The organism is Paenibacillus sp. J31R109 (genome assembly GCF_059692055.1).
On the sequence record NZ_JCAUAR010000004.1, the window covers coordinates 43,051 to 58,275 of the forward strand.

The window sequence follows — 15,225 nt, forward strand, 5'->3', positions numbered from 1 at the left end:
ATTCATGTTAACAATCTAAACGTGAAACAATCGTTTTAGATTTTCCTCTCTTTCCCCCTGTTTGTCAAAGTCTGCAAACTACGAAAAAGCGTCAGTTCTTTGAAATTTAGGAGGTTTGCACACACGGAATAGAGCATGCGCTTGAAATCAGGTCAAAAATGTCTTGTTTTCATCGTTTTTCATTTATTGTGTACCAAAAGTTCACCATTTAGACGAACACTAGCTTTTCTAAGTGGCAACGTCATTATTATAAGTCAATCAACAGAACGCTGACAACTTTTGCTTAAATAACCTGTTAATGGATAGCCATTTCCACCATAACAACATTCGTATATCAAAGTCCAAAAGAGTCCGTCGTTCACAAGAAGGACAAATCATGCATAACTCAAGCGGGATAACCGCTCCAAATAAAGGGAACAATTACTAGACATCCTGCAGAAAATGTGCCGACTCGGGCCCTAAGCTATTTGTCATCCTAGCATAGAAATGTTAACGCCAGATTAGTGCAACATTAAATTCTACGCAGGAATATTTATCAGTCCGTTAATCTTCCTCGAATAAATCCTTCGTACAATAGAGATAGAGAGAAATTCAAATGAGAAGGAGGCGGTTGCGCATGAATAGTAAAGTTGTCCTTTGGCTGCAACATCATGAAACACGTCTATTTCACTTCGTTAACCAACGAATTCAACATCATTTCCTCGATCATTTTTTTACGAGAATCACACATTTAGGCGGTGCCACAGCTGCTATTATGGTCTCGCTCTGCTTGGCATGTTTTGGTCAAGGTTCGTTGCGTATAGCGGGTCTTCAAGCGCTGATTGCTTTGACAGCCAGTCATATTCCCGTTGCGATTATGAAAAAAAAATACCCTAGGCTACGTCCTTATCTTGTTCATCCACAAGCCATAACCCATAGAAATCCTCTAACCGATCATTCCTTTCCCTCTGGACATACCACGGCTATCTTCTCTGTTATTGTTCCTTTCGTATATGCCATACCCATGCTAGGACTCATCCTGATCCCGCTTGCAGGTTTCGTTGGTCTTTCACGGATTTACTTGGGACTTCACTATCCATCCGATTGTATTGTAGGCTGCTTATTAGGAACGACGGCGTCGCTACTAACAGTCGCATTCTGGGGGTAATTCATGGCACAACCATTCTCGCAAAAAAGAAGAGTTCTCATCCTTTCCGAAGGTTTTGGTGCCGGTCATACACAAGCCGCTTTCGCATTAGCCAGCAGCTTAGAACAGCGCTGTTCGTCGATCGAGACACGTGTCGTTGAGCTCGGATCCTTCCTCCATCCCATGTTGGCTTCTTGGGTTTTCAGTGCTTACAAAAAAACAATCTCGAAACAACCGAAATTATATGGTCGCTTATACCGTTTACAATATCAAAAATCACTTAATCCGCTGACTCAGCTTGCGCTTCATCGCATTTTCTATGCACAAACGGCAGCTATGATTCGTCACTGGGCGCCGCAAGCCATTGTATGTACGCATCCTTTTCCAAGTGCTGTCGTTTCGCGGTTAAAAAGAGCAGGCTTGCACATTCCCCTATGCACAGTCATCACGGACTACGATGTACATGGGACCTGGATCAGCCGTGAGGTTAATAAATACATGGTGTCTTCCGAGGATGTAAAGGATAAGCTCATCGTTCATGGCATCGCGGCTGCACATGTCGAAATAACAGGAATCCCCGTACATCCCAGCTTTCGAGAAGCGCACGATCGAACGTTGATTCGACAACAGTTCGGGCTCTCTTCCTCGCCAACCGTATTGGTCATGGGCGGTGGTTGGGGCTTGATCGGCGGAGATTCCTTAAGTGAGCATTTGCTTGCCTGGCGAGATCAGATTCAATTTATTTTCTGCTTAGGGCATAATGAGAAAGCCATTTCCAAACTAGCGGCTGATCCGCGGTATCAACATCCGCATATTCATTTGCTCGGATTTACACAAGAGATAGGTAAATTAATGGAAGTGTCCGACTTGCTCGTTACCAAGCCCGGCGGGATGACGTGCTCCGAAGGACTTGCCAAGTCAATTCCTATGTTATTTTATGATCCTTTGCCAGGCCAAGAAGAAGAAAACGTCCAGTTTTTCACCCGACATGGCTTTGGGGAATCCATCCAATCGGCAGCTACAATCTCTCATTGGTTGTCCATGCTGGTTAGCCGCTATGCAGATGTGCAAGCCAAACGCTTATCCAATCAACATAAAAAGAGTCACCTGCCTGCGGGGGATGGATCTGAAGTCATTCTCGCGCTTTTAGGATAAAAAAAACAGACTATCTTGGTTGCACATTGGCAACATGGATTAGTCTGTTTTGCAGTTTATTCGGCTGATTCTTTTGATTCCGCAGCTAGGGCAGATGCCGCGGCTTGCTTCAACTGCTCTTGGTGTGTGGACAAAGCTTCTTGTCCAATCACAACTTCACATCGATGAATATTCATGCCTTGGCCTGCAAATTTCGTTTCATACTCGGTCATCACATGATCAGGATGGATCCCTTCTACGTGAAGATTCAACGAAATATTGCGCATTCTTAAGCCCATATCCGCGAAGGAATTCAATGAAAATTCGAATAAGGATTGCGAATCAGTTTTCAAATGAATTTCGCCTTTTGCGTTCAAAATTTGTTGATATTTGGCAACAAATCCCGGATGCGTTAGACGTCTGCGTGCATGCTTTTTCTTTGGCCAAGGATCGCTAAAGTTCAAATAAACCCGCTCCAGTTCACCTTCTGCAAAAGCTTCCTCAATATGCTCGATATTGAACAGCATCAATCTCAGATTAGGAATACTTAGTACAGCATCCTCCTCCGTTTCCACTGTAATCTCGTGAGCAACTTTAGCTTTCTCACTTGCTTTCCGAATCAATTCATCATACATATCCACACCGATAAAGTTAATGTTGGGATACTTTTTACTCATTTCACTGATAAAGCGCCCTTTGCCCATACCAAGCTCGGCATGAATTGGGTTATTATTTCCGAATAACTCGGCCCATTTGCCCTTGTAATCCTTGGCATTTAATACAACGAGTTCTTTTTGACGTTCAATATCTTCTCTAATCCCTTTTCTACCCCGTAAACGCATTATTCATTTGCCTCCTACACGTACATGCTTTCGAATACAAATCATAGTCGATTCTATAGAAAAAATCAAAGCTTTCCTCTAGTAGATGAATGGAAGAATGAAAGAAAACACCCTCCGAAATGGAAGGTGCTTCGCGTATAGCAGATCAAAATGTTTATTTGTAGCTTTCGTCTCTTCTACTATTACTGCTTCGTAATCCAGCCAAGCCCAATAGACCAACTAGACCTAACCAACCCCAATTACTGCTATTATTATTATCCGTTGTTGCATTAGCTCGATAAGAATTAGTGCTATAAGTGCTTGGCGGGGTTGTTCCTATACTTTTCGTGCTCATTCTATCGACCATGTTCGCGCTGCGGTCTACCCCCCGCTCGACTGCATTGGCTCCGCGCTGTACACCTCGTTCAACCGCGTTAGCTCCTTTTTCGATTGGATTGGTTCCATATCCATTCATATGGTCCATGACACCTGTGCCTCTTTCAGTTGTTCCATAGCCATTGTAGGTGTTCGTGTTCGTCAAATTCCCGTTATAAACCCCGTTCGTGCCGTTCCCACTAAAATTCTGAGAGCCAATGCCGCCACCAAGCCCCATCCCTGGTGAAGTCGCATCATAATTGCTTCCCATATATCCCGTTGATGTCGTAGTCCCCAATGTCCCAATTGGTGATCCGTTTCCGATCGCATTGCCCGTATCCACATTCTTGGCCTGAGCACTTGCTGCCCCCATACTTAAAGCTGTCGTCAGTGCTACCGCCAAAGTTATCGTACGAAACTTTTTCATGTAGTCCATTTCCCCTCTCAGCTTGTAATTGTGGTGCAAGGTTATAATGCTCGCTTATGAGAGGTTTTATCGGGGGACTTGTTGGAAAGGCAGGGGTCGCTTTCATGTGTAAATTTCGCTACAATATAGGTGAAACAAAATAAACGACGACAACGCTGTTTATGGAGAAGCAACAGAAAGAAAGGATACATGTCCTATGTCTACAACGATTCAGGAATCGCCTCAGCTTTGGGGAGATAAACGTTTCCATACATGGAATTATGAAATGCGCGATGCCTTCGGGGGTAAAGTTTTCAAAGTTATGCTAGATGCTGGCTTCACTTGCCCGAACCGTGACGGAAAGATTGCCACAGGCGGTTGCACCTTCTGTAGCGCGCGAGGATCAGGAGATTTCGCAGGAAGCCGCCGCGATGATCTCGTCACACAGTTTAATAAGATCCGTGATTTGCAACATCAAAAATGGCCTGAAGCCAACTATATCGGCTATTTTCAAGCCTATACGAATACTTATGCGCCTGTTGAAGAGTTGCGAGAGTATTATGAAGAGATTTTAAAACAGCCTGGTGTCGTAGGCTTGTCCATTGCAACGCGGCCGGATTGCCTGCCGGATGATGTGATTGAATATTTGGCAGAATTGAATCAACGCACCTATTTATGGATTGAGATGGGTCTACAAACGGTTCATGAATCCACATCCGTACTCATTAATCGAGCCCATGATACCCAATGTTATCTAGATGCAGTAGCCAAACTGCGCAAACATAATATCCGTGTGTGTGCGCATATTATTTATGGCTTGCCTGGGGAAACCCATGACATGATGCTGGATACTGGACGAGCTGTTGCTCAAATGGATGTACAAGGCATCAAAATCCATTTGCTTCATCTCATGCGCAAAACCCCAATGGTGAAGCAATACGAAGCTGGCTTGCTGCAGTTCCTGGAGAAAGATGAATACGTCAAGTTGATCGTCGATACACTTGAAATTTTGCCCCCTGAAATGATCGTTCATCGCCTCACAGGGGATGCCCCGCGGGATCTCTTAATCGGACCGATGTGGAGTTTGAAGAAGTGGGAAGTGTTGAACGCTTTTGATAAATTGCTTACGGAACGAAATACGTGGCAAGGAAAGTATTGGGCTGGGAAAGTTTGATAGAGCACAGAGCATCCCGTCCTGATGTAAGGGAACTGGGATGCTCTGTTTTTATAGTGAGCTACAGCGAGGAGCTTTAGCGACCTTTTGGGGCGTTAAATCCGCGTTTCACTCGCTCGGGCAAGCCAATAAGGCCCGAAAAGGGACTTATTTCGCAGCAGTACCGCTGCTGTTAGCGAAAGCGGGAGCTTTAGCGCCCTTTTGGGGCGTTAAAGCCGCGTTCCACTCGCTCGGGGATGCGAATAAGGCCCGAAAAGGGTCTTATTGCGTGACATTCCGCTGCCGCGTAGTTACAAATGAAAATCGGAGGCACTACACACATGGGATTCGTTTCAGTTCTGAGTTATGTACACCAGCTAATTGGACAACGCGTCCAGGCTGGTGATACCGTTATAGATGCCACGCTCGGCACTGGCGTGGACGCCTTGTTCATGGCGAAGCTCGTAGGACCCCGCGGCAGCGTCTACGGCTTCGATATCCAGCAGGCCGCGCTGGATCAAACCGGTGAACGTTTGGCGAAGGAGCAGCCAGACGCCCAAGTGCACATGAGCTTATGCAGCCATGCGCTCATGGAAGCGGCGGTGCCGCAAGACCGCCACGGCAAGGTCGCCGCGGTCACCTTCAATCTCGGCTACCTGCCGGGAGCCGATTCCGCCATCATCACCGAGCAGGCATCGACGATACCTGCTCTCGAAGCCGCCCTCCGCCTGCTGCGCAAAGGCGGGATCGTGACCATCGTGCTGTACAGCGGCCACGATGGCGGGTCCGAAGAAGCCGCAGCGGTCGAGCGCTGGGCTTCTCAACTGCCGCTCGCAGCGTTTCAAGTGCTGCGGTATCAATTTGCCAATCGCAGCGCCTCCGCGCCGTATCTCTTGGCTCTAGAAAAAAGATAGCCACATGATATAATGCTAGAGTGGTATAAATGACAGAATGATAGAATAGACTAGGGGAAAGTAGGGATTGTTTTGAAATCATACCCGTTACAATTTCAACCTGAAATGAAAGAACGTGTTTGGGGAGGCAGAACCCTCGAACGCTTCGGCTTTGAGCTGCCGGAAGGCGCAATCGGTGAAGGCTGGATGATCGGCGATCACCCGAACGGAACTACGAAAGTCATCAATGGCGAATTAGCTGGCTTAGGTCTGGACGAAATTCGTGAGAAATACGGCAAAACGCTTTTCGGCACCAAAGGATTTTCTGAGAAAAACGGCCGTTTTCCACTCCTAATTAAATTGCTAGATTGTGAAGACGATCTGTCTGTACAAGTCCATCCAAATGATCACTACGAAAACCTTGCGGCTGGTGAACTTGGCAAAACTGAAATGTGGTACATTCTCGATGCGAAACCAGGCGCCAAAATTATATATGGCATGAAAGAAGGGGTAACGCGGGAGAGCCTTGCAGAAGCAATTGCGGAGAACCGCATTATGGATTGCTTGCAAGAAGTTCCTGTCGAAGCTGGAGATTCCTTCTACATACCGGCTGGAACGGTTCACGCGTTAGGTGCAGGTGTGCTCGTAGCTGAAATTCAGCAAAACTCGGATACAACGTACCGCTTGTATGATTACAACCGTCCAGGCTTGGATGGCAAAATGCGTGAACTTCACATCGAGGATTCCCTCAATGTCATCGCGTATGAAGGTTCAGGCTCCACACGCATGAAGACAGATTTGACGGAAGCCGGCACATGGTTGACGCTCGCTTCATCTCCTTTTTTCACGGTGGAAAAAGGTCTGGTAGGTCCGCAATGGGAACTCACAACGACGCCAGAAAGCTTCGTAATCCTTGTGATCGCAGAAGGTAACGGAACGCTGCAATGGGCAGACGGTCAAATCGCGACGAAGCCAGGGGACTGTTTCTTACTTCCTGCTGATTTGGGCAGCTACTCACTTGAGGGCAAAATGACGGTAATTCGCAGTTATTTGCCATAATAGATATCTGTAAGTAATGAAAAAAGCTCTCTGATAGCAGCCGCGGTTGACGGGCACTGTCAGAGAGCTTTTATTTATCGGTGTTAGTGTTCTTCCGTCAGGCTGCTTTCTTTCAGGATTACGTCGTGTGCTCCGCCTTCAACGAGTGATGTTGCGGATACGAGCGCGATTCTTGCATTTTGCTTCAATTCATCCAGCGTCAAGGAACCACAATTGCACATGGTGGACTTAATTTTACCCAATGTCTTGTCCAAGTTTTCTTGCAGACTTCCCGCATAAGGAACGTAGGAATCTACGCCTTCTTCGAATAGAAGCTTGCTCTTGCCGCCAGTGTCGTAACGTTGCCAGTTACGTGCACGATTGGAACCTTCGCCCCAATATTCCTTCACGAAATTGTTGCCTACTTTCAGCTTGCGAGTTGGACTCTCATCGAAACGTGCAAAATATCTACCCAACATAACGAAGTCAGCACCCATCGCCAAAGCAAGAGTCACATGGTAGTCGTGTACGATACCACCATCGGAACAGATCGGAACATAGATCCCTGTTTCTCTGAAGTACTCGTCTCTCGCTTCAACAACCTCCATTACAGAGGAAGCTTGGCCGCGGCCAATTCCTTTTTGTTCCCGCGTAATACAGATGGACCCGCCGCCGATTCCTACTTTAATAAAGTCAGCGCCTGACTCTACAAGGTAGCGGAAGCCCTCACGGTCAACGACGTTACCTGCGCCGATTTTGACATCAAAATTCTGCTTCACATATTGCACAGTCTCATGCTGCCATTCGCTGTAACCGTCCGAAGAATCGATAACAAGAATATCTACGCCCGCTTCAACTAGCGCAGGAACTCGCTCTGTATAATCCTTCGTGTTGATCCCGGCGCCGACAATATAGCTCTTATTCTTATCTAGAAGTTCCATCGGGTTTTCTTTGTGCTCATCGTAATCCTTACGGAAAACGAGCGTGTCGAGTTGCCCGTTCTCATCCACAATCGGCAAGCAGTTCAGCTTGTGATCCCAGATCAGATTGTTCGCTTCGGACAACGTAATCCCTGACTTGCCATAAATTAACTTCTCAAAAGGTGTCATGAACTCCGAAATTTTACGATCTTGCGAGTCGCGGCTCTTACGGTAGTCACGACCTGTTACGATCCCGAGCAATTTTCCGTTCGCTGTCCCATCATCGGTAATCGCAACTGTCGAATGGCCTGTCTCTTCTTTCAATGCCAACACATCACTAAGTGAATGTTCAGGCGTCAAGTTGGAGCGGCTTACAACGAAGCCAGCCTTGTACCCTTTTACCTTGCGCACCATCTGAGCTTGTTCTTCAATCGACTGAGAGCCGAAAATGAACGAAATCCCGCCACTACGCGCCAATGCAATAGCCATTCCATCATCGGATACGGCTTGCATGACAGCAGAAGAAAACGGGATATTCAGTGAGATTGCAGGTTCCTCACCTTTATTAAACTTAACTAGCGGGGTCTTCAACTTTACATTCGCCGGTGTACATGCCTTCGTCGTCAGGTTAGGAATCAACAGAAATTCACTAAACGTACGCGATGGTTCCATATAATACGTAGCCACTTTACACTTCCTCCTAGTATAGGGATTTTTGAGCGTAGCTCAAATACTCTCCTTAAATTGATCCATAGGTAAATTTTTATAATCTTATCACTGAACCTTACCTGTGGTCAATGGATTTTTTAGGGAAATGTTCAGTAGGCTGCGAATCAATGCTATTTCTTCCAAATCTGCGGCTCAGAGCCATGACTCGAATATTCCATATAGTACGGGGACACGTCCATCACGACATAGTCAGGATCATGCGGTCCGTCAAACCATTTTTTCATTTCGTCTTTCCATAGCTTCTCCCGAAGCGCATTGTCCGAAGAAATCGTCGCTGTTGCCTGAATTTGCAAAATATGCGGCGTTGATTTGCCATCATAGCCCACAAGAATATGCACATGAGGGTTTTCCTGAAGTTCTTCCACCTTATCTGTTTTTTTGCTCGTCGTTAAATAAATCTCTAATCCTTCATGAAACAAAGCCATATAGCGCACCTTTGGCTTGTTACCGTCAATTGTCGCAAAGGAGCACACTTGATTGGCGTTCAGCACTTGGATGATTTGCTCTTCGAGTTGTGCGTTTTTGGTTTCGATCATAGCTAGCTCTCCTTTCAGTTTTCAATCTTCTTCAACTACCCTATATTACCCAGATGGGCGCGTGTTCAATCGGTTTATGCGAAAAAAATCCCTCTCGCGCTAGGCGCAAGAGGGACTTGAAGTTAGATCGTTGCCAGCTGCTGCAACGGCATCGTATAGTAGGACGCCGGCTTCTGCGCGTCCGGCGGGAAATGAACGACAAGCAGCTCCTTGCTGCTTTCGTCGAGTTCGCCGCTTTGCAGATACGTCTGCAAAGCAAACGGCAACACCTCAAGCATCGCATGCTTGTGGAGGTCTTTTTCATTGATGCGGAGACTGGCGAAGTCTCCGCTTGCGAGCTCAGGCTGCTCTGCCAGCAGCTTGAGGTACGCATTCTGTTCGGACTTCTCCAAGGTGAAGTCCCACCAGATTTTGCGCGGCTTATATTTATGGCCGAGGAAGTAATCAAGCTTCATCAGGCCTTCGATGATGTGCATGTTGTTCGTCCCGCGATGCAGCAGGAACTCGTGCAAACGAGTGAACAGATCCTCGAGCTGATGCCCGATCTTCTGCCAACCGCGGCCTTCCCAGAAGTCGCCGAATTCTTGGAAGAAGTCGAACGCCGAAGCGAACTCTTTGGCGATCAAGTGCTTCACCGTATGATCCATCCGGTGGGCGTTCCAATATTTCTCGAGCACATCCTCCACACGCTTGATTCGAATCAAGTCGGTGAAAGGTAGGATGTCGTTGCCGAGAATCTCATAAGGCGCGTGGTCCATATAAATATAGCCATATTTATGGGCATCGTTACGCATGCCTGTGCCCCGCAGCATTTTGAGGAAACCGAGTTGCAGTTCTTCCGGTCCTAGCTCAAATACATCATTAAACGTCTTACGGAACGAGTTGTAATCCTCTTCCGGCAGACCTGCGATGAGATCAAGATGCTGATCGATTTTGAGGCTATTTTTTACCTTAGACACGGTGCGGCTCAGTTTGAAGAAGTTCTGCCTCCGCTGCACGAGGTCATTCGTCGTGTCGTTCGTCGATTGCACACCGATCTCGAAACGGAACGTGCCTGGCGGGGCATTTTCAGCTAGGTAGTCTAAAACCTCTGGCCGCATGATATCCGCCGTAATCTCGAATTGGAACACGGTGCCGCGGTGATTCTGGATGAGGAATTCGAAGATTTCCATCGCATAGTCCCGCTTGATGTTAAACGTACGATCCACGAATTTGATCAACTTGGCGCCCGAATCAATCAGGTACAGCAGATCTGCCTTCGTCCGCTCCATATCAAAATACCGCACGCCTACCTCGATACTCGATAAGCAGAATTGACAGGAGAACGGGCAGCCACGGCTCGTCTCGAAATAGACGACACGATTGGCTAGGCTAGGAAGATCTTCCTTGAACCGATGCGGCGACGGGATATCATCTAGCTTCAGTTTCGGTCTACCCGGCATCAAAATCACTTCTTGTTCCTTGCGGTAGGCAACACCATAGACGAAATGGTATTTACGCGTCGTTGAAATTTCGGTGAGCAGTTGATGGAACGTTTCTTCCCCTTCGCCCATCACGATGAAATCAACCTCCGGAATGCGCTCCATCCAGTAGTCCGTATCGTAAGAAACCTCGGGTCCACCGAGGACGATGATAAGTTCGGGTCTGATCTTTTTAATCATTTTGATAATGTTGATCGTCTCTTCGATGTTCCATATGTAACAGGAAAATCCTAGTACGTCTGGCGCTTTCTGATAGATGTCGGAGACGACGTTCATGACGGGATCTTTGATTGTATATTCAGATATTTCAACATCAAAATCCTTCTCGCAAAACGCCTTCAGATAGCGCAAAGCCAAGGAGGTATGAATGAATTTGGCGTTCAGTGTGGATACAAGTACCTTCATATGAAAAAAACCTCGTTCTATTCTGGGTTATCGTGCCTTTTAATTCTACACGAAAACGACGGAAATACAAAGGAAAGCCCTCCCATGCGGGACGACTTGTGCAGTGTTTTGAGCAAATGGGGACAGTCGTTCCGACAAATAAAGCGTTCTTAGAGGACCATATCGTCGTCCAAATGTGGGGCTTCATAGGGGAATTGCAAGTAGGAGGCTTCTTCGATGGCATTTTTCCAACGTTCGGCGTGAGCGTACAACTGTTGTTCGACTTCCTGAATTTTCTGATGGATGGCATCGGCTGATTCTGCCGGTTCACGTTGCAGCGATTGTTGCAGGGTGCTGCGTTCTTCGAACCATTGCGTTAATTGGTATAAAAGCATAAGAAACCGCCTCTCACACGTAAGCTATGTGTGCTAGTGTTCCCTGATTTGTGGAGGTGTATTCGGTGGGGGGAGTTGGGTTGGGGAGGATAGGGAAGATGGGACGGCGGCCTCCTACAAACACACATCAAAAACCCCCAGCATCAAACACGACACTGGGGGTACACAAGTTATATCTACTTCAACAAAGCCCCATCCTTCTCAAGGACGGCCTGCAGTTCGGCAACGTTAATCTCTGCTGGCAGCACGCCATGCTTCACAGCGAGCCCTGCTGCGGAACCTGCAGCTTGGCCTGTAGCCATGCAGCTTGGCGTTAGGCGCGTCGTCGCGAGCGCTTCATGTGTGGTGGAGATACAGCGACCTGCGGTGAGCAGGTTCTCGATTTTTTGCGGCAGCAGGCAGCGGTAAGGGATATCGTAGGCGCCGTCCCCTTTGACCCATGCTGCGGTTACACCTTTGCCCGATGGATCGTGAATATCAATCGGGTACCCGCTGCGTGCGATAACGTCATCAAAATGACGACCTTGCACGACATCATCCACTTGCAGCGCATATTGACCATCAATACGGCGCGTTTCGCGAATACCAATTTGTGCGCCAACGTTGGAAATGGAGGCTTTTTCAAAGCCAGGCAGGTTATTTCGCATGAACTCAGCGACCATCAGCACTTGCTTTCGGCCAAGCTCTTCGGCTTCCGTCAAGTCTTCGACATTGGTGCCATCCAGCCCTTGCACACGCGTAGTATTGACCAGTACTTCGTCGTCCTCCGGACCCGTGAAGAACAGGACTTGATCGCGATTGATCGGCAGATTCGCTTCCTTCCAATGCTTGAAATAGCCTAGCACACCAGACAGAGGGAGATCAGCGAGCTCAGAGAAAGGCGTCTTTTTATAAAACTCATCCGGGTGATCGATCATGTATTGTTTCACGGCAGGCAGATTCACACCGCGCATTCTGAATTTCATCGTCATTGGCTGTGTCGCTTTATCCCCGTCACGCCCCTTTAGGCACGGAGCACCTGACAGATACGCGAGATCAGCGTCTCCTGTTGTATCAATAAACACTTTGCCTCTTACATCAATTCGGCCGGATTTGGACGTCAGCTGCACAGATTGAATGCGATTGTCCACGGTTTCCACATGATCGACAAAGCTATGGAAGAGCAGCTTAACACCCGCTTCTTTAAGCATATCAACGGCAAGAACCTTATATATTTCAGGGTGATAAGGTGTAATGGTATTCACGAATCCAACGGTATCCCGAAGATGTCCTGGGGATGCATTCATCGCCATCAGGCGGTCAATAATTTCTTGCGCGAGACCCGCAATGACTTGCTTGCCATCCGTTGTATGAAACGTCATCCAAGGATATACCAGTGCTGCGGTGGACATCCCGCCAATGAAACCGTATTTCTCAATTAGAACAGTCTTGGCCCCGCTTCGACCTGCTGCAATGGCTGCATTAACCCCTGCTGGTCCTCCTCCTACAACTACCACATCTGCTTCTATCTGTTTAATCATCTGACTTCGCTCCCTTAGGTTCATTGTTTGGTTTGCCGAATGCTTCTATGTCTTGCTTCTCTCCTAGTGTAGTTTAAAATTAACCTTCTTTTTAGTATCAAATTAGTTTAAAATTAGAGATACAGAAGGTATCAGAAAAGGAGACATCTCAGACGAATGCGCAAACGAATTACGCTCTACGATTTGGCCGATCAGCTAGGCTTAACGATTCAAACGGTATCCAAAGCGCTGCGAGGTCTACCTGGTATGTCAGAGCAGACACGAAGTGAAGTTTTCAAACTCGCGCGCGAGCTTGGCTATATGACCAAAGACCAAAAAGTAACGCTTCAACAAGATCTCATCTCACCGTATCCCGTTGTACAGCGCAGGTTCGTACTCGTCCAAAACAAACAATCATTAAACTTTAATCGCTTGCTGCTGCAAGGCTTGCATGAACGCTTCATGGAATTCGGGCACACGGTCCAACCACTTCTCATACCACCTAAACTGAAACCATCGCAATTCAATGATTGGGCTGAGGAGCAAGGTTTACTGTATGCAGAAGGGGTCTTTATCGCACCACGAATGAACTTTGATCTCTTGGAACAAAAGCTGCTGGAACTACAAATCCCCCGGATTCTGCTGAATTTCCCGCCACCGGAGTCGAAGGTGGATAGTGTCATTTGGGATGTGTATGAGGCTGTTTATCAGGCGGTTCGAAGGCTGGTGCGCATGGGCCACCGAAACATCCTTTATGTAGGTGACACGAAAGATCAACGCGGATTCGTTATCCGTTGGCAGGCTTTCACAGAAGCGATGAAAGAAGCTGGGGTCAACGTAGATCCTGCCGATCACGCGATAGAGCGAGATGGTTCGGAGGGGTGGCTGCACGATTTTGAGCGGAAATATCAGCTGCATCAACCTACGGCTGTCATTTGCGGTATTGATGAAGAAGCTGCGCCCGTGTATCACACACTTCGCCGATTAGGCGTAAATGTGCCGCAGCAATGCTCGCTGGTTGCGCTGTTGAATGAACAGATCGACACGCTGCCGCTCTGTTCTCGCCCGCAACTGCCGATTCGTGAGGCTGGCTATCGTGCAGCAGATCGCATGCTATGGCGGATTGCGAATCCGCATTTACCTTTTGAACATGTGCGGCTGCAGGGAGATTTTTTCATGGGAAGCACGATTCAAAAGCTGTAGCGTTCGCGTCAGCCATTTCATTTGCTTTTACGAACGTGGTATATTGGATGTCGAATGAACTGACCGGAAGGTAAGCCATCGTACTAGGAGGTATTTTAATATGCAAAAAAAACAAGGTTCGCGTCCAAAATCCACCGGGGGTCACAGACCCAAATTGGGTACGCATAAAGCGCAAAGCCATTCCATTCAAGCGGGTACAGGTAAGAGTAGTCAGGAATCGAGTACTCGCCAGTATACGGTGAAGGAGCCTGCTGAGCTTCTGACCTTTTTATTAGAAAAGCTATCGAGTCTAGGTCGAAATGCGGTCAAAGCGATTCTCGCTCGTGGACAAGTCGCTGTCAATGGCAAAGCGGTCACGGCTTATAATTACCCTTTGCAACCGGAAATGACGGTCACGATCAATAAGGATAAAGTCGTGGAGGATATTCCGCTGGCTGGCATGACGATTTTACACGAAGATAACGATGTTATTGTGATTCAAAAGGATGCTGGCCTTCTATCCATTGCAACGGATACACAGGAGAATCAAATTACGGCCTATCGCCAGCTTACGGCGCATGTGCGGAATCATGATCCGAAGTCACGGATTTTTGTCGTTCATCGTCTAGATCGAGACACATCCGGCGTAATGATGTTTGCCAAAAACGAACAGGCACAGCAGCATTTGCAAAACACTTGGCAAGAAAGTGTCAAGGAGCGGACGTATGTCGCATTAGTGGAAGGCATGGTGCGTAAGCCAGAGGGCACGATTTCTTCATGGCTCAAAGAGCACGCGAAATCACTCAAAATGTTCTCCACCCCATACCCGAACGATGGTCAACATGCGGTCACGCATTACAAAACGCTGCAAGCGAACAAAAGCTTTTCCTTGCTTGAGGTGAACTTGGAGACGGGCCGTAAAAACCAAATTCGCGTGCATATGCAGGATATCGGGCATCCCGTTGCTGGGGATAAAAAGTATGGTTCTAAATCGAAGGAGATCAATCGACTCGGTCTGCATGCGCGTGTGCTAGCCTTTCTGCACCCGACAACAGGACAGTTAATGCGTTTTGAGACGCATATTCCGAAGGTGTTTTTGAACCCTTTTAAAGAGCCAGGTGTAAAAAAATAACGCCTTGACGCCTTGAGGATA

At 47.5% G+C, this 15,225-nt stretch carries 14 protein-coding genes; 7 read left to right on the top strand and 7 right to left on the bottom strand.

Features of this window, described 5'->3' with window-relative positions; all coding sequences use genetic code 11:
- Positions 1-616: 616 nt before the first annotated feature.
- Together AC58QT_RS13080 and AC58QT_RS13085 are read left to right on the top strand one after the other, a co-directional pair.
- Positions 617-1,147 carry a phosphatase PAP2 family protein gene (locus AC58QT_RS13080; RefSeq protein ID WP_497409352.1) on the top strand — a complete coding sequence of 177 codons (531 nt, stop codon included), beginning with the start codon at positions 617-619 and terminating at the stop codon, positions 1,145-1,147.
- Between the two features lie 3 nt (positions 1,148-1,150).
- Positions 1,151-2,281: an MGDG synthase family glycosyltransferase gene (locus tag AC58QT_RS13085; protein WP_497409353.1), complete on the top strand. Its 1,131-nt coding sequence runs from the start codon at positions 1,151-1,153 to the stop codon at positions 2,279-2,281.
- Positions 2,282-2,337: 56 nt separating this feature from the next.
- Here AC58QT_RS13085 and trmB read toward each other — a convergent pair whose 3' ends face one another.
- Positions 2,338-3,102, bottom strand: coding sequence for a tRNA (guanosine(46)-N7)-methyltransferase TrmB (gene trmB / locus AC58QT_RS13090; RefSeq protein WP_497409354.1), 765 nt, complete (start codon positions 3,100-3,102; stop codon positions 2,338-2,340).
- Positions 3,103-3,256: 154 nt separating this feature from the next.
- Positions 3,257-3,883 carry a WGxxGxxG family protein gene (locus AC58QT_RS13095; protein ID WP_497409355.1) on the bottom strand — a complete coding sequence of 209 codons (627 nt, stop codon included), beginning with the start codon at positions 3,881-3,883 and terminating at the stop codon, positions 3,257-3,259.
- A 196-nt stretch (positions 3,884-4,079) separates the two neighbouring features.
- Here AC58QT_RS13095 and mnmL point away from each other — a divergent pair, with 196 nt between their 5' ends.
- From mnmL to AC58QT_RS13110, 3 genes are all read left to right on the top strand, one after another.
- Positions 4,080-5,036, top strand: a complete 957-nt coding sequence (mnmL, locus tag AC58QT_RS13100) for a tRNA modification radical SAM protein MnmL/YtqA (RefSeq protein ID WP_310501252.1) — start codon at positions 4,080-4,082, stop codon at positions 5,034-5,036.
- Positions 5,037-5,356: 320 nt separating this feature from the next.
- Complete coding sequence (gene mnmM, locus AC58QT_RS13105; RefSeq protein ID WP_497409356.1) at positions 5,357-5,929, top strand: tRNA 5-(aminomethyl)-2-thiouridylate-methyltransferase MnmM; 573 nt, start codon at positions 5,357-5,359, stop codon at positions 5,927-5,929.
- A 72-nt stretch (positions 5,930-6,001) separates the two neighbouring features.
- The gene (locus AC58QT_RS13110) at positions 6,002-6,967 is read left to right on the top strand and encodes a type I phosphomannose isomerase catalytic subunit (protein WP_497409357.1); all 966 of its coding nucleotides are present in this window, start codon (positions 6,002-6,004) and stop codon (positions 6,965-6,967) included.
- Positions 6,968-7,050: 83 nt separating this feature from the next.
- Here AC58QT_RS13110 and AC58QT_RS13115 read toward each other — a convergent pair whose 3' ends face one another.
- The 5 genes from AC58QT_RS13115 to AC58QT_RS13135 form a co-directional block, all read right to left on the bottom strand.
- Positions 7,051-8,553, bottom strand: a complete 1,503-nt coding sequence (locus tag AC58QT_RS13115) for an IMP dehydrogenase (protein WP_497409358.1) — start codon at positions 8,551-8,553, stop codon at positions 7,051-7,053.
- A 152-nt stretch (positions 8,554-8,705) separates the two neighbouring features.
- Positions 8,706-9,131 (bottom strand): pyridoxamine 5'-phosphate oxidase family protein, encoded by a 426-nt coding sequence (locus tag AC58QT_RS13120; RefSeq protein ID WP_497409359.1) that lies wholly within the window; start codon positions 9,129-9,131, stop codon positions 8,706-8,708.
- A gap of 122 nt (positions 9,132-9,253) precedes the next feature.
- The gene (locus AC58QT_RS13125; RefSeq protein ID WP_497409360.1) at positions 9,254-11,017 is read right to left on the bottom strand and encodes a B12-binding domain-containing radical SAM protein; all 1,764 of its coding nucleotides are present in this window, start codon (positions 11,015-11,017) and stop codon (positions 9,254-9,256) included.
- A 149-nt stretch (positions 11,018-11,166) separates the two neighbouring features.
- Positions 11,167-11,391 (bottom strand): hypothetical protein, encoded by a 225-nt coding sequence (locus AC58QT_RS13130; RefSeq protein WP_310501258.1) that lies wholly within the window; start codon positions 11,389-11,391, stop codon positions 11,167-11,169.
- Positions 11,392-11,567: 176 nt separating this feature from the next.
- Complete coding sequence (locus AC58QT_RS13135; RefSeq protein WP_497365959.1) at positions 11,568-12,911, bottom strand: FAD-dependent oxidoreductase; 1,344 nt, start codon at positions 12,909-12,911, stop codon at positions 11,568-11,570.
- A 156-nt stretch (positions 12,912-13,067) separates the two neighbouring features.
- Here AC58QT_RS13135 and AC58QT_RS13140 point away from each other — a divergent pair, with 156 nt between their 5' ends.
- Together AC58QT_RS13140 and AC58QT_RS13145 are read left to right on the top strand one after the other, a co-directional pair.
- On the top strand, positions 13,068-14,093 hold the full coding sequence (locus tag AC58QT_RS13140) for a LacI family DNA-binding transcriptional regulator (protein WP_497409361.1): 1,026 nt from the start codon (positions 13,068-13,070) through the stop codon (positions 14,091-14,093).
- Positions 14,094-14,193: 100 nt separating this feature from the next.
- Entirely contained in the window at positions 14,194-15,204 is a 1,011-nt protein-coding gene (locus AC58QT_RS13145; protein WP_497409362.1) for an RluA family pseudouridine synthase, read from the top strand.
- The last annotated feature ends 21 nt before the right edge of the window (positions 15,205-15,225 follow it).